This window comes from Nocardia huaxiensis, assembly GCF_013744875.1.
GTDB lineage: Bacteria > Actinomycetota > Actinomycetes > Mycobacteriales > Mycobacteriaceae > Nocardia > Nocardia huaxiensis.
In genome coordinates, this window is the sequence record NZ_CP059399.1 from 6,861,735 (window position 1) to 6,879,049 (window position 17,315).

At 67.4% G+C, this 17,315-nt stretch carries 19 protein-coding genes; 9 read left to right on the forward strand and 10 right to left on the reverse strand.

The window, feature by feature from the left end; translation table 11 throughout:
- Nucleotides 1–29 precede the first annotated feature (29 nt).
- A complete protein-coding gene (locus tag H0264_RS31205) occupies nt 30–647 on the reverse strand; it encodes a TIGR03085 family metal-binding protein (protein ID WP_181580867.1) in 618 nt (205 codons plus the stop codon).
- A 253-nt stretch (nt 648–900) separates the two neighbouring features.
- Here H0264_RS31205 and H0264_RS31210 point away from each other — a divergent pair, with 253 nt between their 5' ends.
- Both H0264_RS31210 and H0264_RS31215 read left to right on the forward strand, forming a co-directional pair.
- Entirely contained in the window at nt 901–1,284 is a 384-nt protein-coding gene (locus H0264_RS31210) for a DUF4189 domain-containing protein (RefSeq protein ID WP_181580868.1), read from the forward strand.
- A gap of 28 nt (nt 1,285–1,312) precedes the next feature.
- Complete coding sequence (locus H0264_RS31215; protein WP_181580869.1) at nt 1,313–1,843, forward strand: WKL family lipoprotein; 531 nt, start codon at nt 1,313–1,315, stop codon at nt 1,841–1,843.
- Between the two features lie 82 nt (nt 1,844–1,925).
- On the opposite strand, the gene H0264_RS31220 is transcribed toward H0264_RS31215, so the two are convergent.
- Nucleotides 1,926–3,956 carry a ribonuclease J gene (locus tag H0264_RS31220; protein ID WP_276313976.1) on the reverse strand — a complete coding sequence of 677 codons (2,031 nt, stop codon included), beginning with the start codon at nt 3,954–3,956 and terminating at the stop codon, nt 1,926–1,928.
- Nucleotides 3,953–4,861 (reverse strand): 4-hydroxy-tetrahydrodipicolinate synthase, encoded by a 909-nt coding sequence (dapA, locus tag H0264_RS31225; RefSeq protein WP_181580870.1) that lies wholly within the window; start codon nt 4,859–4,861, stop codon nt 3,953–3,955. The genes H0264_RS31220 and dapA overlap by 4 nt, the downstream gene beginning before the upstream one ends.
- 146 nt (nt 4,862–5,007) lie before the next feature.
- Here dapA and H0264_RS31230 point away from each other — a divergent pair, with 146 nt between their 5' ends.
- Nucleotides 5,008–5,463, forward strand: a complete 456-nt coding sequence (locus H0264_RS31230; RefSeq protein ID WP_181580871.1) for a hypothetical protein — start codon at nt 5,008–5,010, stop codon at nt 5,461–5,463.
- A 12-nt stretch (nt 5,464–5,475) separates the two neighbouring features.
- Here H0264_RS31230 and H0264_RS31235 read toward each other — a convergent pair whose 3' ends face one another.
- From H0264_RS31235 to H0264_RS31250, 4 genes are all read right to left on the reverse strand, one after another.
- On the reverse strand, nt 5,476–6,522 hold the full coding sequence (locus H0264_RS31235; protein WP_181580872.1) for a hypothetical protein: 1,047 nt from the start codon (nt 6,520–6,522) through the stop codon (nt 5,476–5,478).
- A complete protein-coding gene (locus tag H0264_RS31240) occupies nt 6,509–7,801 on the reverse strand; it encodes a sensor histidine kinase (protein ID WP_181580873.1) in 1,293 nt (430 codons plus the stop codon). The genes H0264_RS31235 and H0264_RS31240 overlap by 14 nt, the downstream gene beginning before the upstream one ends.
- Nucleotides 7,798–8,478, reverse strand: a complete 681-nt coding sequence (locus H0264_RS31245; protein WP_181580874.1) for a LuxR C-terminal-related transcriptional regulator — start codon at nt 8,476–8,478, stop codon at nt 7,798–7,800. The genes H0264_RS31240 and H0264_RS31245 overlap by 4 nt, the downstream gene beginning before the upstream one ends.
- An 80-nt stretch (nt 8,479–8,558) precedes the next feature.
- A complete protein-coding gene (locus tag H0264_RS31250) occupies nt 8,559–9,011 on the reverse strand; it encodes a flavodoxin family protein (RefSeq protein ID WP_181580875.1) in 453 nt (150 codons plus the stop codon).
- Nucleotides 9,012–9,087: 76 nt separating this feature from the next.
- Between H0264_RS31250 and H0264_RS31255 the strand changes: the two genes are divergently transcribed.
- Both H0264_RS31255 and H0264_RS31260 read left to right on the forward strand, forming a co-directional pair.
- Complete coding sequence (locus H0264_RS31255) at nt 9,088–9,732, forward strand: hypothetical protein (protein WP_244976002.1); 645 nt, start codon at nt 9,088–9,090, stop codon at nt 9,730–9,732.
- Nucleotides 9,729–10,472: a nucleotidyl transferase AbiEii/AbiGii toxin family protein gene (locus tag H0264_RS31260; protein ID WP_181580877.1), complete on the forward strand. Its 744-nt coding sequence runs from the start codon at nt 9,729–9,731 to the stop codon at nt 10,470–10,472. Before H0264_RS31255 ends, H0264_RS31260 begins: the two co-directional genes overlap by 4 nt.
- Nucleotides 10,473–10,540: 68 nt before the next feature.
- On the opposite strand, the gene H0264_RS31265 is transcribed toward H0264_RS31260, so the two are convergent.
- Both H0264_RS31265 and H0264_RS31270 read right to left on the reverse strand, forming a co-directional pair.
- Complete coding sequence (locus tag H0264_RS31265; protein WP_181580878.1) at nt 10,541–11,383, reverse strand: enoyl-CoA hydratase-related protein; 843 nt, start codon at nt 11,381–11,383, stop codon at nt 10,541–10,543.
- Between the two features lie 64 nt (nt 11,384–11,447).
- Nucleotides 11,448–12,050 carry a hypothetical protein gene (locus H0264_RS31270; protein WP_181580879.1) on the reverse strand — a complete coding sequence of 201 codons (603 nt, stop codon included), beginning with the start codon at nt 12,048–12,050 and terminating at the stop codon, nt 11,448–11,450.
- A gap of 313 nt (nt 12,051–12,363) precedes the next feature.
- Between H0264_RS31270 and H0264_RS31275 the strand changes: the two genes are divergently transcribed.
- The 4 genes from H0264_RS31275 (at nt 12,364) to H0264_RS31290 (ending at nt 16,511) form a co-directional block, all read left to right on the forward strand.
- Entirely contained in the window at nt 12,364–13,251 is an 888-nt protein-coding gene (locus H0264_RS31275; RefSeq protein ID WP_181580880.1) for a nitroreductase/quinone reductase family protein, read from the forward strand.
- 93 nt (nt 13,252–13,344) lie between these two features.
- Nucleotides 13,345–13,938: a TetR/AcrR family transcriptional regulator gene (locus H0264_RS31280; RefSeq protein WP_244976004.1), complete on the forward strand. Its 594-nt coding sequence runs from the start codon at nt 13,345–13,347 to the stop codon at nt 13,936–13,938.
- 50 nt (nt 13,939–13,988) lie between these two features.
- Complete coding sequence (gene kstD, locus H0264_RS31285) at nt 13,989–15,686, forward strand: 3-oxosteroid 1-dehydrogenase (protein ID WP_181580881.1); 1,698 nt, start codon at nt 13,989–13,991, stop codon at nt 15,684–15,686.
- A gap of 309 nt (nt 15,687–15,995) precedes the next feature.
- Nucleotides 15,996–16,511 carry a hypothetical protein gene (locus tag H0264_RS31290; protein WP_181580882.1) on the forward strand — a complete coding sequence of 172 codons (516 nt, stop codon included), beginning with the start codon at nt 15,996–15,998 and terminating at the stop codon, nt 16,509–16,511.
- A gap of 5 nt (nt 16,512–16,516) precedes the next feature.
- On the opposite strand, the gene H0264_RS31295 is transcribed toward H0264_RS31290, so the two are convergent.
- Entirely contained in the window at nt 16,517–17,272 is a 756-nt protein-coding gene (locus H0264_RS31295) for a hypothetical protein (RefSeq protein WP_181580883.1), read from the reverse strand.
- Nucleotides 17,273–17,315 lie beyond the last annotated feature (43 nt).

The following is a 17,315-nucleotide window of genomic DNA, read 5'->3' on the forward strand; positions in this document are numbered from 1 at the left end:
ATGGGACGCCCATCCCGATGGCTGGAACATCACACACTGCGGTCGAGCGCGAAGACCGTCCGCACATCCTCCGGCTCGCCGGTGGCCTCGAGCCGGACCTCGTTGCGGCCGAAGGCATGCAGCAGCAGCTCCGAGGGCGGACCGGCCAGCACCACCGTGCGCTCACCGGCCTTGTGCGCGACGGTGCGGCGGCCGTCCGGCGTCGCGAGCGCGACGGTAACCGGTGATTTGCGATAGGCCATGCGGGCCATCCCGGTCAGGACTTTCCACAGCCGGGCCTCGTCGGCCTCGGACAGCGTGCGCGGTTCCCAGCCGGGGCTGCCGCGGCGCACATCCTCGTGGTGGACGAACATTTCGGTGAGGTTCATGAGGGCGTCCACCGGGCGCAGGTAGAACGGCGGGCCGCTGCGGACCTCGTCGAGCAGCTGCGGGAAGGGGCGCTTGACCACCTTGTCCTGCACCCGATTCAGGTAGGGCTCGAACGGTTTGAGGAGGATGCCGGGGGCGGCGTCGGGGCGGCGTTCCCGGACGATCAGGTGCGCCGCGAGATCTCGCACCGTCCACTCGCCGCACAGGGTGGGCGCGTCGGGGCCGATCGCGGCCATCGCCTCCACCAGTGCCTGCCGTTCCCTCTGGGCCATGCTCATGTAGGAAACCCTAACCCGACCGTCCAGTGCTGCGCACGGTGCGGTTCGAGGGGCCGTGACGTGGCCTTTAAGTGAACCATCCGGTCGGCGATAAGTCCGCCCGCAGAAGGTGAAGCCGGTTTCAGATGTGGGGAGCATCCGGCAAACCTGTTGAACGCTTATCGATTTCCAATTGGCGACCGCCAATTTGGCTCGGTGGCAAAACTATTCGGAAGTCCACGGGTGGGTTCCGAAGTACCGGAAGGACACAACCTTGAAAAAGCTCGTCGGCAGCGCCGCATTGTTCGCGGCAGCCGGATCACTGCTCATCGGCACCGCGACACCGGCCCAAGCCTATGCCACCAATTACGGGGCCATCGCGTTCTCGTCGTCGGCCGGCAAGATCGGCTGGTCGTCGGACTTTCCCGACGCCGCCTCGGCCGCCTCGCAGGCGATCGGCGAATGCAATCGCAGCGATTGCAAGGTGGTGGCGCGGTTCTCCAACGGCTGCGGGGCGGTCGCGTACTCGCGGGCCAAGGGCACCTACACCTTCGGGGCGGCCAGCAATCTGCGCACGGCGCGCAAACAGGCGCTCAACCGCAACAACGGTGACGCCACCATCACGCACTGGAACTGCACCAGTGGCTACGAGTCCTGATCCCGCCTCATCCCAGGAGAGAATTCCGTTGAAGCACACCCTGTTCCGCGTCACCGCCGCCCTCATGCTGGCCGGCTCGGCGCTCGCCGTGACCGCGTGCGGCTCGAACGACACGACCACGCCGGGCACCACCGCCTTCGACGGCGGCACCGACGGCGAGAGCCAGGTCGCCGCCCCGGCGCCGTCCACCACGGCCGCGCCGAACCTGGCCACGCCGACCGTGGCCGAACTGAACGAGAAGATCACCAAGGCGTTCGACGCCTCCATCGACCCCAAGACCAAGGTCGAATGGGTCGAGAACGCCGGGCAGGACCCGCAATTGGTGACCAAGCTCGTCGACGCCGCCAAGCAGAACGACGTCACCGTCGAGATCGTCAGCGTCGGGCAGCCCAAGGACGGCAAACTCACCGCCGACGCGAAACTCACCATCGCCGGGAAGCCGGTCGAGAACGCCACCGTCGCCTTCGTCGCCGAGGGCAACGAGTGGAAGGTCGACCACGCCTTCGCCTGCACCATCGTGCAGTCCGCCAAGCTCGACTCCGCCGCCTGCCAGGAGTGATCGGACTCGTGTAGTCCTCCACGACAACGAAGCGCCCCAGCAGCGGAAGCTACTGGGGCGCTTCGTTTTTCGAGCTTCGCAGCTAGACGCCGATGACCGTGGGCACGATCATCGGGCGGCGGCGGTAGACCTCGGCGACCCAGCGGCCCACCACCCGGCGCACGCTCTGCGCGATGCGGTGGGTGTCGGTGACGCCTTCGGTGGCCAGGCGGCGCAGTTCGGCTTCGACCAGCTCCTGGGCATCGTCGAGGGCGTCCGGATCGTCGGAGAAGCCGCGCCCGTGCAGTTCCGGTGCGCTGATGGCCTTTCCGGTGGTGGAGTCGACGGCGACGGTGATGGAGATGAAGCCGCCTTCGCCGAGCACCAGGCGATCGGAGAGGGTGGATTCGCCGACATCGCCGACCGAGAGGCCGTCCACATACACCTGGCCGACCGGGACCCGGCCGGTGATGGAGGCGATGCCGTCCACCAGATCGACCACAACGCCGTTCTCCGCCAGCACCACCCGCTCCTCCGGCACGCCGGTGGCCACCGCGAGCGCGCCATTGGCGCGCAGGTGCCGCCATTCGCCGTGCACGGGCATGGCATTGGTGGGCCGCACCGCGTTGTACAGGTAGAGCAGCTCACCGGCCGAAGCATGGCCGGAGACATGGACTTTCGCGTTCTGCTGGGTCACGACCGTCGCGCCGAGGCGCGCCAGGCCGTTCACGACCGCGAAGACCGCGTTCTCATTGCCCGGAATCAGCGAGGACGCCAGCACCACGAGATCGTCGGCGCGGATATTGATCTGGCGATGGTCGCCGCGCGCCATGCGCGAGAGCGCCGACAGCGGCTCACCCTGCGAACCGGTCGAGATGAGCACCAGCTTGTGCACCGGCAGGTTCGCGGCCTGATCCAGATCGACCACCAGGCCGTCCGGCACATTCAGGTAGCCGAGATCCTGCGCGATCTGCATATTGCGCACCATGGACCGGCCCACGAAGCAGATGCGGCGGTCGTAGCGCTGCGCCACCTCCACCACCTGCTGGATGCGGTGCACGTGCGAAGCGAAGGAGGCCACGATGACCCGGCCCTTGGCCTTGCCGATCACATTGTCGAGCACCGGGCCGATCTCACGCTCGGGCGTGACGAAGCCGGGCACCTCGGCATTGGTGGAGTCGACCAGGAACAGGTCCACGCCCTCGTCGCCGAGCCGCGAGAAACCGGCCAGGTCGGTGAGACGGCCGTCCAGGGGCAGCTGGTCGAGCTTGATGTCACCGGTGTGCAGCGCGAGACCCGCGGGCGTGCGCACGGCGACGGCGATGGCATCCGGGATGGAGTGGTTGACCGCGAAGTACTCGCAGTCGAACGGCCCGTGCTCGGTGCGCTGGCCCTCGATGACCTCGATCAGCTTGGGCTGCAAGCGATGTTCGCGGCACTTCGCGGCGACCAGGGCGAGGGTGAACTTCGCGCCCACGACCGGAATGTCGCGGCGCAGGCGCAGCAGGAACGGCACCGCGCCGATGTGATCCTCGTGCCCGTGGGTGAGGATGACCGCGGCGATATCGTCCATGCGGTCCTCGATGGGACCGAAGTCGGGCAGGATCAGGTCGACGCCGGGCTGCTGGTCCTCGGGGAACAGCACGCCGCAGTCGATGATCAGCAGCTTGCCGCCGTATTCGAAAACGGTCATATTGCGGCCGATTTCGCCGATGCCGCCGAGCGCGAAAACGCGCAGGCCACCCTTGGGGGCCTTGGGCGGGGTGCTCATGGCGTGCGGATCGCGCTGCGGCGGTGCGGTGTTCTCGCTGCGATCGCCACGCCCGCCGCCCTGCCGGCCACGACCGCCGCCACGACGGTTGCGATCACCCTGCCGGGACTTGGGCGCGGACTCCTCGGCCTTGGCCTTCTCCGACCGCGCCGAGGCAGTCTTACCACCGCGGGTGGACGTCGTATCGGCCTGCGCCGCAACCGATTCGGCCGGTGCAGCGGCCTTCTCCGCCGGGGCGGCGACCTTCTCGGCCACGGCCTTGGACGTCTCCGCCGCCGGGGCGGGCGCACCCGCCGCGCGGGACGCCGTACGGCGCGGGCGACGAGTCGAGGTCACCTGCTTCTCCTCCGCGGGCCCCGTCATGCAAGGACTCCGGCCGCGCGCAGATCCACCGCGAGTTCATCGAGTTGATCTTGGCTCGGCATGAGTTGGGGCAGACGGGGTTCCCCGGTTTCGACACCCAGCAAACGCAGCGCACCCTTGGTCATAGCGACACCTCCGAGACGGGCCATCGCACGGTTGAGCGGGATCATGGAGACATTGATTTCACGCGCGCGCTGCACCTCACCGGCGCGGTAGGCGTCGACGAGGGCGCGCAGCCGCTCCGGCACGAGATGACCGATGACACTGATGAATCCGGTCGCCCCGATGGACAGCCACGGCAGGTTCAGCACATCGTCACCGGAGTAGAAGGCCAGCCCGGTCTCGGCGATCAGCTCGGCGCCGGCGTTCAGATCGCCCTTCGCGTCCTTGACCGCGACGATGCGCGGATGCTCGGCCAGCCGGCGGATCGTGTCGGAGGCGATGGGCACCACCGAGCGCGGCGGAATGTCGTAGAGCGTCACCGGCAAGTCGGTGGCATCCGCGATCGCGGTGAAGTGCGCGAAGATGCCGTCCTGGGTGGGACGCGAGTAGTACGGGGTGACGACGAGCAGGCCGTGCGCCCCGGCGCGCTGGGCATTGCGGGCCAATTCGATGCTGTGCGCGGTGTCGTAGGTGCCCGCGCCGGCGATGACGGTGGCACGGTCGCCGACCGCGTCGACGACGGCGTGCAGCAGGTCGAACTTCTCCGACTCGGTGGTGGTGGGCGATTCACCGGTGGTGCCGGAAATGGCGAGGAGATCGACGCCACCGTCGACCAGTTTGGCGGCGAGCGCGACGCCCGCATCGACATCGAGCTTGCCTTCGGCGGTAAAGGGGGTCACCATCGCGACACCTACTGTGCCGGACGCGTGCAGCTCGGTTCGCGTCGATTCGCCGTTCGTCATAGTCAGAAGGCTACAGCGTCACCTGAGCGACATTTGCATCGTTATACCCGAAGCGACCCGCAGGCGACGGTGATTCGCGCCGCTTTGCTGATCATGACGTCAAAACTTTGCTGGCGTGATGTCAGATGTGACGCCACACTGGTGTCATGGATTTGAACAAGTACACCGATCAATTGCGCGCGAACCTCGTCGCCGCGGCTGCGCTCGGCGATGAGAAAACGCAGGCCACCGCGGCGGCCCTGGCCGCGGCCACCGAGAACTCGGCGCGGCTGGTGCTGCTGGCGGCACTGTCCGATCTGGCGGGCGAGGTCAATGCCACGCTCACCGATCGCACGGTGCACGTGTCGGTCAACGGCGCCGACGCGCACGTGGACGTCCGCAAGACCCCTGGCGAGGACGAGGATCGCCAGCCCAGCTTCGAGGAGATGACCGGCGATATCAGCCGCGTCACCCTGCGGCTGGTCGAGAAGCTCAAGGCCAGCGCCGAGGACGCGGCCGCGCAGAGCGGGCAGTCGCTGAACTCCTGGCTGGGGTCGGCGGTGCAGAACGCGCTGCGCGATCAGATGAAGCGAGGCGGGCCGGGGCGCTGCGACACCCCGTGAGCGTTGCGGCCGTCAGTCGTCCCAGACCGTGACCTTGCCGTCGGTGTCGATGTCTGTGCGGCGGTCGTGTTCCGGCGACTGCGCGAGCACGGTGGCCAGGACGCGGCGGCCCAGGGGCAGCACGCGGACCGTCACCGAACCAGCGTTGGCGGCATCCAATTCCTTTGTGGCGGCATCGATTACGCGTTTTCGCACCCACTCCGGGACGCCCGCGAAACCGCCGTCGTCGAGCAGTATCACCTCGACGCCGCGACCGCGAGCTCCGCGAGCCGCGCCACTGAGTTCATCGGTGACGAGCTGAGGTGCGCGCAGGCCGTCGCGCAGTTCGGCTTCCAGGAGCCGGCATTCCTCGCGTTCGGCGGCGGTCAGTTCCACACCGTCGGCAATGCGTTCCAGGATGGGGCGGGCCACTCGATCCAGGCGGGCCAGCTGCCGGGTGCGTTCACTGTCGGCGGCGGCCATTGTCGCCTCCGCTGCGGCCCGCATCATGGCGTCCTCGCGCAGAATGCGCAGCGAACGCTGCATGGGTCGCATGACAGCCGCGAAAACCGAGATGGCGGCGACCGTTCCGACCGGGACGAGCGTGCCCGCGACGGTGCGCGAGGGCAGCTGCTGCCCGATTCCGGCCAGAACCAGCACGCCCGCGACCCCGGCCACGCCCGCCCAGGCCGTGCGAACCCGGCCGCGCAGCACGAGCACCGCGAAGACATAGGAAGACGCGAACGCCGACCACACCGACTGATGGACATGGTCCGGCGACGGGCTCATGACCGTCAAAGCCGTCGCCAAAGGTGCTGCCGCCGCGGCGAACAACGCCACCGGCAGCGGCAGCGGATCGACCGGAATCACCAGCACCAGCGCACCCGCGGCCAGCATGAGCGCCATGCCCAGCAGCGCCGCCCACATCGGCGACTGCCCGACATGCCGGAGCATGTACAGCGCGATGGTCGCTTCCAGAATCAGCAGGAACAGCCAGGCGGTGCGGCCGCGCAAGCCGAGCAGGTCGCGCAGGCCGAACCGGGGGTCCAGTTCCGCCGGGCGGGTGTCAACGGGAACCATCGCCACCCCACACCAGAGTCACCGTGGTGCCCTCCCCCGGCTGGGATTCCACGAACGCCGAGCCACCGGCCAACTGCCGCATACGGCCGAGAATGCTCATGGAGATGCCGAGCCGGTCGGCGGAGACCGCGGCAAGGTCGAAACCCGCTCCGTCATCGGTGAATACGATGCGAATGCTGCCCGCGCTGACGGTGGCCGTCACGGTGCGGCGGACTTCACGACCGGGCAGGGACGCGTGGCGCAGGCTGTTGCGCACCGCCTCGGTGAGCGCGGCGGCGATGGTGCTCGCCGAATGCACCGGCATGCGCAGGTCGTCGTAGCCGGGCCAGGTGCGGGTGGCGAACCGGATACCCGGATTCACCTCCTGCACCGCCGAGCGCAGGAACAGCACCGCCGAGCGGGCATCGAGCAGATCGGGATCGCTGACGTCGCCACGCACCTCCTCCAACTGCTCGAGGGTGCGTTCGGCTTGCCGGCGCAGCACATCGGAAGAGGTTCCGGCACGGGAGGCTTCGAGCAGGGTCGAAAGCACGGCATCGTGGATGAGCGCGGCGAAACGGGCGCGCTCGCGATCCCGCGCCTGGGCCGCGGCCTGAGCGGCGGCGCGACGGCTGGCGATCGCGGATTCACGGTCGACGCGGGCGGCCGCACCGGTCGCGGCGGTGCCGCACCAGACGAACAGCGCCGCCAAACCCGCTGAGCGCAGGAAGTTCTCGACGACCAGCGTGGGCGTGATGTCCGCGACCGTGTAGACGGTGGCCAGCGCCGCCGACGACGCCGACACCAGCAGATAGGCGACGGTGAGCCGGGTCGGCCAGGCCAGCACGGCGGCCGTCACCGCCAGGGCCGTCACCCGGTACGGCCACACCGTGGACGAATCCACCGTGTGCGCTTCCAGCACGAACGGAATGCTCGCCAGCACCAGCAGGTGACTGAGTGCGCCGCAACCGGATACGAATCGAATGGCCCGCGACCCGGCGACGGCCGACACCACGGCCAGGATCGGATACCAGCCGAAGGTGAAGACCATCGCCGCGATCGTCCACCAGCCGGGCGCCAGCCGGCCCTGCTGTGCGATCTCGGGCAGTTCGACACCGCCGACGATCATCCCGGCAATGCCGATGGAGATGCCGAGGCGTCGCATGATCCGGTCGTAGGCGGCGGTGGCCGGATCTTCGGCGACCGTGATGCCGCCGCGCATCATTCGTGGCAGAAACGCCGCGACCGCGGAGATCGAACGCTGTGCGGGCGCGGTGTCGACTGCGCCGGTTGCGGTCATGCCCGGGGACGCCGTTCCGGCACGGGCAGCCACCCGTCCTCGACCGCGCGCTTGTACAGATCGGTTTTGGTGGGTGCGGGACGCCCGGCATCGGCGTACTTCTGCCGGATTCGCCCGAGGTAGTCGTTGACCGTCTGCTCCGACAGCTTGGTCATGCGCGCCACCCGCGACGCCTTCTCGCCGGAGGCGTACAGCGTCAGCACCTCCTGCTGTCGCTTGCTCAACCCCACATCCGACAGCTGCGGGTCACCGTCGATGGCGGCCGCCCAGTCGGTGGTCACCACCTGTTCGCCGTGGGCCGCGGCGCGCACCGCCGCCACCACGGTCGGCACATCCTCGGACTTGCGCACCACACCCAGCACGCCCGCCCGGGCGGCAGACCGCACCAGGAACGGATTGTCCGCCCCGGTGAACACCAGCACCTCGATCCCCCGGTCGCGCAGCGCCCGCACATTGTCCTCCGGCGAAGACCCGTCGGCGAGCCGCAGATCCAACACCACCAGATCCAATTGCGGTGCACCAGAAAGCAATTCCGCCACCGTGCCCGCCGTGCTCACCAATTCCAGATCGGCTTCCGGCGCCAGCATGGCCGCCAATCCCATCGCCACCGACTCATGGTCTTCGACCAACCCGATACGGCGGATACCCGAATCCTGCGCCTCCACGGCGGCCGTCACCTCATTCCCACTCCCGACACGTCGACTCCGAGTATGACGGTAAGGGCGGCAAATCCGTCAGCCACCAGAATTCGGGGGAATCAGACCATCAACTGCGCGGCAACCGTAGCCCCCAACTCCCAGCACCGCTGCACATCCGCCTTGCCCGGCGGCCCCGAAACGATCACGGGCGCGGCCACCTTCTCCCACCCCAGCCCGGCAGTAATGCCCTCGACCCCCCGCTCGGCCCCCTCGGTCCCCTGATTCCCGTGCATGTAATACCCGAACGGCCGACCCGTCGTGGAATCCAGGCACGGGTAATAAATGGTGTCGAACGCATGCTTCAACGCCCCCGACATATACCCCAGGTTGGCCGGCGTCCCCAGCACATACCCATCCGCCTCGAGCACATCACTGGCCGTCACCCCCAACGCAGCCCGCCGCACCACCTCCACCCCCTCGATCTCCGGATCGGTGGCCCCCGCCACCACCGCCTCGAACATCTCCTGCATATGCGGTGAGGGCGTGTGGTGAATGATCAACAGCCGCGGCATACCGACCAGCGTAATCCCGCGTACTGCTGCGGATGTGATTGGCATGAGCGTAGGCTTCAACCCTACGGAGGTGACAGTGACAACGAGAACCACAGCGCGAGTCCCGGCAGAACTGCTGCGGCGTCCACTCCGGGTTCTCCGCCCTCGCGACGCGGCCGGGATCTACGCCCACCCACGACCGGAGTTCGCTCGGCTTGCCCGCGCGGGCGCACTGCATCGGCTGGCCACCGGCTACTACGCCGCTGTCCCGGATGACCGCATCGGACAGTCCTGGCTACCCGAGCTCGAGCCCACGGCACTCGGTATCGCGGCCTCGGACGAAGGCATCGAGACTGTAGCGCTCATGGGTTTGTCGGCGGCCCGGATCTACGGAGCACTACCGCGCGCGGTTGGCGTAGCGGTTGTCGCCGCCCACCGGCACCGGCCCATTCTGCACCTCGCCGACCGAAAAGCCACCGTGCTGTTCGTTCGCCGCGATGTTCAAGTACTCGATATCCAAAGGCACAGTTGGGAATTGGGTACCGGCTGGGTTACGACCATCGAGCAGACCATTCTGGACCTGGCCGCGCGACCCGAACTCGGACGACTACCCGACGCGGCGCGCGAAGCCGCCCGTGCCCTGCTACCTCGGGCGGACCGCGACCTGCTCGCCGATCTCGCCGCCCGCCAACGTCGCAAGCCCACCCTCGACCGCTTGCTCGGAGCCACGTCGAATGGTTGACCGATCATGATGCGCAGTCCGTAGCCGACCAGTTCGGCGTCGCTCCAGCGCAAGTCCGACGCGACCACCTCATTTCGCATCTCCTGGGCGCCCTCAGCAAACACGCCGGCGATCGAATCCTCTACTTCGGCGGAACAGCGTTGTCTCGCACAGTCATTCCCGCCGGGCGGCTGTCGGAGGACATCGATCTGATCGCACTCGACAACAGACAGCGGACGGCCGAGGATCTCCACCGAGTTCTGGTGACAGAGCTCCGCCGCGAATATCCGGGCGCCACCTGGCAGCCACCGCTGACCACCGTCCACGACACGCAACCGGCCATCCTCTCGACCCCGGACGGAACCGCCGTGCGCATCCAATTACTCAGCCGCACAGGGTATTCGCAGTGGCCAACCGAGCGCCGCGAGATAGTACAGCGCTACACCGATGCTCCCCCGGCTCACCTCCTCGTGCCCACCACACCCGCCTTCGCCGCCTGGAAGACGGTGGCATGGGCAAGCCGCGGCGCATCGCGAGATCTGTTCGACCTGAAACTGCTCGCCGATGTGGGCGCGATCAACAGTGAGGCCGCAGAGCTCTTCCGCCGTTTCGGCCCCACCAACCGCTATCCCGCGCCCGCCCTCTTCGCTACCCCACCGGACGAAAAACTGTGGCTGCGTGAACTTTCCAATCAGACCCGGCTGACCGTCACCGCCGCCCAGGCGCTGCACCACGTCCGCGCTGCGTGGGCCTCCGTCTGATCGACTGCAGCAGCATGCGCATCCGAATCGAGGGCCACGACACCCCTGAACTGGCGCGAGCCGGCTCGCTATGCGAGCCAGTCCTCCAGGTCGGGGAGGTCGGTGGCGGCTACGCCGGTGAATTTCGGGGGGCGTTTCTGGAGGAAGGAGGAGATGCCTTCGGCCAGGTCGGGGGTGGTGGAGGCGTGGGGGATGGATTTCTTGTCGAGGGCGAAGGCGGCTTCGGGGGTGCCGTGGGCGGTCATGGCTACGAGGGCTCGGCGGATGAGGGCTGCGGAGGTGGGGGCGATGTTGGTGGCGAGGTCTCGGGCCAGGGCGTAGGCGGCGGGGAGGAGGTCTTCGGGGGTGTGGAGGCTGGTCAGGAGGCCGGCCGACAGGGCTTCCTGGGCGGTGAAGAGGCGGGCGGTGAGCATCCATTCCTTGGCTTTGGCCAAGCCCACCAGTTGGGGGAGGAACCAGGTGGAGCCGCCTTCGGGGAAGAGGCCGCGGCGGGCGAAGACGAAGCCGAAGCGGGCGGAATCGGTGGCCAGGCGGAAATCGGCGGGGAGGGTCATGGACAGGCCGACGCCTACGGCTGGGCCTTGGAAGGCGACTATGACCGGTTTGTTGGAGTTGGTCATGGGGCGGACCACTCGGGTGGAGGGTTCTTCCCAGGCCGGGTCGGTGAAGTCGCCGATGGTGGGGTCGTCGAAATCCATTCCTACGCAGAAGTAGTCGCCTTCTGCGGTGAGGAGGATTACTCGGACTTCGTTATCTTGGTCGGCTGCGGTGATCGCCGCGCCCAGTTCGTCGGCCATGGTGAGGGTGAAGCCGTTGCGGGCGTGCGGGCGGGCAAGGGTGATGGTGGCGATGGCCTCGTCGACCGTGTAGGTGATCGTCGAATAGGGGGTCGCGCTGTCGTTTTCGGCCATGCCGGATACTCCCGCCGGATGTGAGTCGATGGAATCCAAAGACTCTCAACACATCAGCGGTTGGTCAACACCCAGGGGCGGGCGGCTGACCATGGCAGGGCTGATGCAGTTGGAGGGCTCGGGCCACCGCGCCGAAGTCGGCGAGTGGATCGGCCTGCTCCGGTTCGGCGAGTCGATCGGAAGGCACCGCGATCGGTGCGCGCGATCCAGGGCACACGACCGGCCCGGGGAGTTTCCGCCAGCGGTAGCGCACGCCGCGAAAATTGCTGTAGAGGGCGATGAGTCGATAGTTCGGACAGCGCGGCTCGGCCGCGGCGGCGTCGGCCAGAAATGCGCAGGCGTTGAACATGCGTCGCACCTTGGCCGCGTCGACCACCGGATCCTCGTAGATGCCACCGAATCCCGCCTGCGCGTACAGCGCAAGGGATCCGAGCACCAGGTGATAGGTGATGGCATAGGAATTGCTGCCGTGGCCGGCATGACAGACGGCCACGTAGTCGCCCTGACCCTCCACCACCTCGTCGTGATACTCGTCGAACATGTACATGCCGATCGGCGAGATGTCGCGAGTTGCGTACGCCCAGTTGCTCACTCGCCGCAGCGACGGCATGAAGCACTCGGGAATAGGGGGAATGCCGAGGCGGAGGGAATCGAATTCGGCGCACATGCTGCGATAAACCTGCACATCACCAAGATCGCCGGATGGGGCGTGGGTGTTGACAGGTTGCGGGCGATCGATGATCGGTGTTAGTTTGCCGGTGCGCCCCAGATGGGCCTACTCACGGAGGTTACGGCTACTTCAGCCACCACACTCAGATCGACATTCCCTAGCGGATTCCGCTGTCGATTCCCTCTCCCCCATTCCTGGGACAGGTGTGTCCGCCTTCGTTGGCTCGCGAGTCTGCTGAATCCTGAATTGCCGAATCCTGCTGTGGTGCTGCGCCTCCGATCGGAATCTCTCCCCTCGGCAAAGGATCCGCATGAATCAGTTTCAACAGTTTGTGATCGACGAGTTCCGCGCGAACAGCGGACGCGTCGGCGGAATGTTCGAAGGATCGACGCTGGCATTGCTCACCACCATCGGCGCACGAACCGGAGAACAGCGAACCAGTCCACTGGGCTTCTTGAGCGTGCACGGCAGGAACGTCGTGGTGGCATCAGCGGGTGGCAGCACGTCGAATCCGGGCTGGTTCCACAATATTCGGAAGAATCCACGGGTAACCGTCGAAGTCGGGGCGGAGACGTACGAGGCCATCGCAGCGATTCCACAGGGGGCCGAACGAGATCGGCTATTCGCCGAGATCGTCTCGCTGGCACCGGGATACGGCGAGTACCAGGCACAGACGACGCGCGAAATACCCGTGGTAGTGCTGCATCGGATCGATCCAGCGGACGGGGTCGAACGAGTGAAGGGGTTGGGGGACTTCGTCATCGAGGTGCACGAATGGCTGCGCGGTGAGCTCGCGGCGCTGCTGGAGCAGGCGCACGCCCTGGCCGACGGCCATGGGGACGCGATCGGCAAACCTCAGCCGGGACTCGGACTTCGGATGCGCACGCATTGTGTCGAGTTCTGCGCCGCGCTGACCAAGCATCACACCGGCGAGAGCATGGGCGCGTTTCCCCAGCTGGCACAGCGCTTCCCAGGGCTCGCGCCGACGCTGGAGCTGCTCGGCGCGGAACACCGGAAGGTGGCGCGGATCCAGGAGGGGATCGCGGAGCTGGTCGAGCGCTTCGTGCCCGGGCACAGCGATCCGCTCGAGCTGGCCGCGGAGCTCGAAGTGCTGGCAGCAGCACTGGAAGCCCACTTCGCCTACGAGGAAAAGGAATTGGCGGACGCCCTCAATACGCTGGGGGCGGCTCCCGCCTAGCCTGGTCGACCCGGCAGGGTCCGGGAGCGAGTCCTTGAATGACAGTGGTTCCACTCTTGACAGTTACTGTCACACAAGCAGATACTCGCAGATGTGTCACTGAGAGAGCGTCAGCGCAAGCAGATTCGGGCGGAGATTCAGCGGGCGGCCTTCGAGTTGTTCGCGCGCAATGGGTTCGACGAAGTCACCACGGAGCAGATCGCGGCGGCGGCGGGGATCTCGCCGAGCACGTACTTCCGGCATGTGCGGAGCAAAGAGGATCTGCTGTTGGATCCGGTGCGGGAGGGCGGGGCGGGGATCGCGGGGCTGTTGGAGGAGCGGCCGGGGGCGGAGCCTGCGGATGTTGCTCTGGCGCAGTCGATCATGACGCGGTCGACCACATTGGAGACCGCCGATCTGGAGCAGTGGCGGGCGGCGTTCCGCAGCGCCCCGCATCTGCTCGACCGGGTGGCCCTGATCACCTCCGAGCATCGCGGACGGCTCGTCGAGCTTGTGGCGCAGCGCATGTCGCGCGATCCGGAGACCGACAGCAATCCGGGGTTGCTGGTGCATCTCATGCTGGCGGCGGCCGAGTTCGGGTATCTGCAGTGGCTGCGCAGTGGGGATAAGCAGGGCGCTTCGCTGGCCGTGTGCGTGGAGGGGGCGCTGGCCGCCGTGCTCGACGATCGCTGGCGCGCGAACGGCTAACCGTCCGCAATATGATTCTGCGGCAAGAGAACACAGAGAGAACAGAGATCATGGACCAGGACAGCACGGCGGGCGAGACCGTCGATCTGATTGTCGTCGGATCGGGGGCGGCCGGGATGGCCGCCGCCATCACGGCGGCTCGGCACGGGTTGAGCACCGTCATTGTGGAGAAGTCCCGGTACTGGGGTGGGTCGTCGGCACGGTCCGGCGGCGGGGTGTGGATTCCGGGGAACTCGGTGCTGCGGCGCGATGCTCCGGCAGACAGCCTCGAGGCGGCACGGACCTACCTCGAACACATTGTGGGCGGGCACGTCGATGGCGAGAAGATCGACGCCTACATCGATCGCGGGCCGGAAGCGCTCGAATTCCTCATGGAGAATTCGGCTTTGCGACTGGAGTGGGTGCGCGGCTACTCGGACTACCTGCCGGAGTCGCCGGGCGGACTGGCCAGCGGAAGGTCTTGCGAGCCGGTGGCTTTCGATGCGCGCGAGCTGTCGGGCGACTTCGCCACCCTGCACCCGCCTTACGCCGAATCGCCGCTGGGCGTCATCGTCAAGCAGGGCGACTACCGTTGGCTCAGCACCGGATTGCGGCACTGGCGCGGCCCGGTGGCCGGTCTCAAGATCCTCGGACGCACCATCCTGGGCAAGATCCGCCGCCAGCAGCTGATCGGTTTCGGGTCGGCGCTCATGGCCGAGCTCATGATGGGTGTGCGCGCGGCCGGCGTCCCGGTGCGCTTGAACACCGCCATGACCGAACTGATCACCGAGAACGACCGCGTCGTCGGTGTCGTCCTCGAAAGCCGGGGCGCAACAATGACTCTGCGCGCCCGCCGCGGCGTCGTACTTGCCTGCGGCGGCTTCGACCACAATGCGGAGATGCGCGAAAAGTACCATCGTGCACCGGTTTCCGCCGACTATGCGCTCGGCGCGGAAACCAATACCGGTGACGGCATCAATGCCGCGCTGCGCATCGGCGCGACGGTCTCGTTCATGGGCGATGCCTGGTGGGCGCCGTCGATTCCGCTGCCGAAGCCGAAGGGCACCTGGTTCGCGCTCGCGGAACGCTCACTGCCGCGCAGCATTATCATCAATGCGCGTGGGGTGCGGTTCATGAACGAATCGCTGCCGTATGTGGAGGCCACGCACCGCATGTTCGGCGGCGCATACGGTCAGGGCGACGGTCCGGCCGAAAACCTGCCCGCCTGGCTGATTTTCGATCAGACCTACCGCAATCGCTATGTGTTCGCGGGCATTCCGGGGCGGCAACCGCTCCCCCGCTCCTGGTTCGAGTCCGGCGCCCTCGTCAAGGCGGACACGATCGAAGAGCTGGCCGGCAAGATCGGCGTCCCGGCGGACGCCCTCGCCGCGACCGTCACCCGGTTCAACGCGCACGCCCGCGCCGGCGCCGATCCCGACTTCGGCCGTGGCGTCAGCAAATACGACCACTACTACGGCGATCTCACCAACAAGCCGAACCCGAGCCTGGGCGAGCTGACCAACGGGCCGTTCTATGCCGCGCGCATGGTGCCCGGTGATCTGGGCACCAAGGGCGGCATCGACACCGACGAGTACGCGCGCGCCCTGCGCGCCGACAACTCGGTCATCGAGGGCCTGTACGCGGCCGGAAACACCAGTTCACCGGTGATGGGCTACACCTACGCCGGGCCCGGCGCGACCATCGGACCCGCCATGGTGTTCGGCTACCTGGCCGCCCTCGACGCCGCCGGGGTCACAGCAGCCCGGTGATCAGGTCGGCGATGTAGGTCTGCCCGGCGATGTCGGGATGCAACGGCCACGTCGTAAGCGGCTGCGGGACAATCGGATTGCTCCGATTGTTCGCAGCCGGTTGGCAGGCGTCGTGGCCGGGTACGTCGCCCGCCGCGCGACGCCGTCGATGCGCTGCGCCAGCTGGTCGACCCCGCCGCCAACGGGGGTCACATCGACTGCTTGACACCCGCACGCAACCCATCCGATGCCGTACGGCAGACCACGAGCGGCGCTCGGCTTGTAGGGTTTCCCTGAGCTTCAGCACGAATACGAAGGGACGGCGGGGAAATGTCGGTCGAGGTGCTCCTGGACGACTTCGAGAACAAGGACAAGTGGGAGGTCGCCGGGGAGGCGGCGACCCACACCCATGTCACGACGTTCAAGGAAGGCGCGCCCACCAAGGAGCCGGGCGTCTACGCGGACGGTGTCGCGGGCGAGGATGTGCGAGCCCTCGCCCTCCTGGTCCGCAAGGCCACCGACCGGACCGAGATCGAACTGGCCGCCAAGCCCGGCCAGGCGTTCACCGTCAAGGGCGACACCACCGGCCTCGACCTGTGGGTCCGCTCCCCGCACGCCGCGATCCAGGTATCGGCCCAGCTGCAAGGCGAAGACGGCACCCAGCAGGAAGTCCAGCTCGGCAAGCTCACCGCCGACCGCGACTGGCACCGCGCCGGAACCGCCCTCCCACAACCCCTTTCGAACGCCACCCTCACCGGATTGAAGATCCGCGTGACAGAGGTCGTCAAACACGAGGGCGAAGTCATGATCCTGCTCGACGACCTCACCGTCCGCACCGCCGGATAGCGTTCTCACTCGAGGGCTTCGGCTCCGAGATCCCGCAGTAGGTCGTGATAGACCGAATCCGCGTGCAGCGCGAGGACGGCACCCGACAGCGCTAGCGGCACCACCGCACAGACCACCGCCCGGCGTATGCGCGCCGGGCGGGTGGCTGCTGGACGGATCCGTCGCGCGAGAACCAGTGCCGCCCCGACCGCCGCGGCGATCAACACCGAAAACACCAGCGACCACGTGACATTCGATGGATCAACGAGCTGTGCGGCGTAGTGGCGGTAGGCGTTCTCGCTGAAGTCGTCACTACGCCGGGCGGCCGAAAGCGCGGTCCATTCGGTGACCATCATGGCGATCCACCAGTACAGCGCCCCGACAGCAGCGCCCAGCACCACCGCAATGGGCATCAGCAGCGATAGACGACGCTCCCGAATACTCGATGCGGGCACTACCGACAGCGAGCCGCCCGCCGCCACCGCGAATCCCACGCCGACAGCCAACGGTGCCACCAGCAGCAGACGGCGCGGTGCCGTCACCAGCAAGCTGAGCAGGTTCATGGCCATCGGATCGAGCATGCTGCCACCGGAACCGAGACTCGTGAAATGCCGTGCACCGATCACGGTGACGAGCACGCCACCCACGGCAGCCACGGTCAGCACGGCGACCAGCCCCGCCCCCAGCCAGAGCCCGATGGCCCGTAGCCCTTTCCCGCGATCGACCCGGCTGCCGGGCTGCGCCGTCCGGGCCGGGTCGATCTCGAATACCGAATCACTCACGCTGACACTGTATTGATCAGGTCGGCGGACGTCGCGACGAACC

What these genes read in the sequence shown, in the direction of transcription:
- kstD (WP_181580881.1), top strand. Translation starts at nt 13,989, where the DNA reads ATGGACCAGGACAGCACGGCGGGCGAGACCGTCGATCTGATTGTCGTC.
- H0264_RS31240 (WP_181580873.1), bottom strand. Translation starts at nt 7,801, where the DNA reads ATGACCGCAACCGGCGCAGTCGACACCGCGCCCGCACAGCGTTCGATC.
- H0264_RS31265 (WP_181580878.1), bottom strand. Translation starts at nt 11,383, where the DNA reads ATGGCCGAAAACGACAGCGCGACCCCCTATTCGACGATCACCTACACG.
- H0264_RS31250 (WP_181580875.1), bottom strand. Translation starts at nt 9,011, where the DNA reads ATGCCGCGGCTGTTGATCATTCACCACACGCCCTCACCGCATATGCAG.
- H0264_RS31235 (WP_181580872.1), bottom strand. Translation starts at nt 6,522, where the DNA reads ATGGTTCCCGTTGACACCCGCCCGGCGGAACTGGACCCCCGGTTCGGC.
- H0264_RS31275 (WP_181580880.1), top strand. Translation starts at nt 12,364, where the DNA reads ATGAATCAGTTTCAACAGTTTGTGATCGACGAGTTCCGCGCGAACAGC.
- H0264_RS31205 (WP_181580867.1), bottom strand. Translation starts at nt 647, where the DNA reads ATGAGCATGGCCCAGAGGGAACGGCAGGCACTGGTGGAGGCGATGGCC.
- H0264_RS31220 (WP_276313976.1), bottom strand. Translation starts at nt 3,956, where the DNA reads ATGACGGGGCCCGCGGAGGAGAAGCAGGTGACCTCGACTCGTCGCCCG.
- H0264_RS31230 (WP_181580871.1), top strand. Translation starts at nt 5,008, where the DNA reads ATGGATTTGAACAAGTACACCGATCAATTGCGCGCGAACCTCGTCGCC.
- H0264_RS31270 (WP_181580879.1), bottom strand. Translation starts at nt 12,050, where the DNA reads ATGTGCGCCGAATTCGATTCCCTCCGCCTCGGCATTCCCCCTATTCCC.
- H0264_RS31290 (WP_181580882.1), top strand. Translation starts at nt 15,996, where the DNA reads ATGTCGGTCGAGGTGCTCCTGGACGACTTCGAGAACAAGGACAAGTGG.
- dapA (WP_181580870.1), bottom strand. Translation starts at nt 4,861, where the DNA reads ATGACGAACGGCGAATCGACGCGAACCGAGCTGCACGCGTCCGGCACA.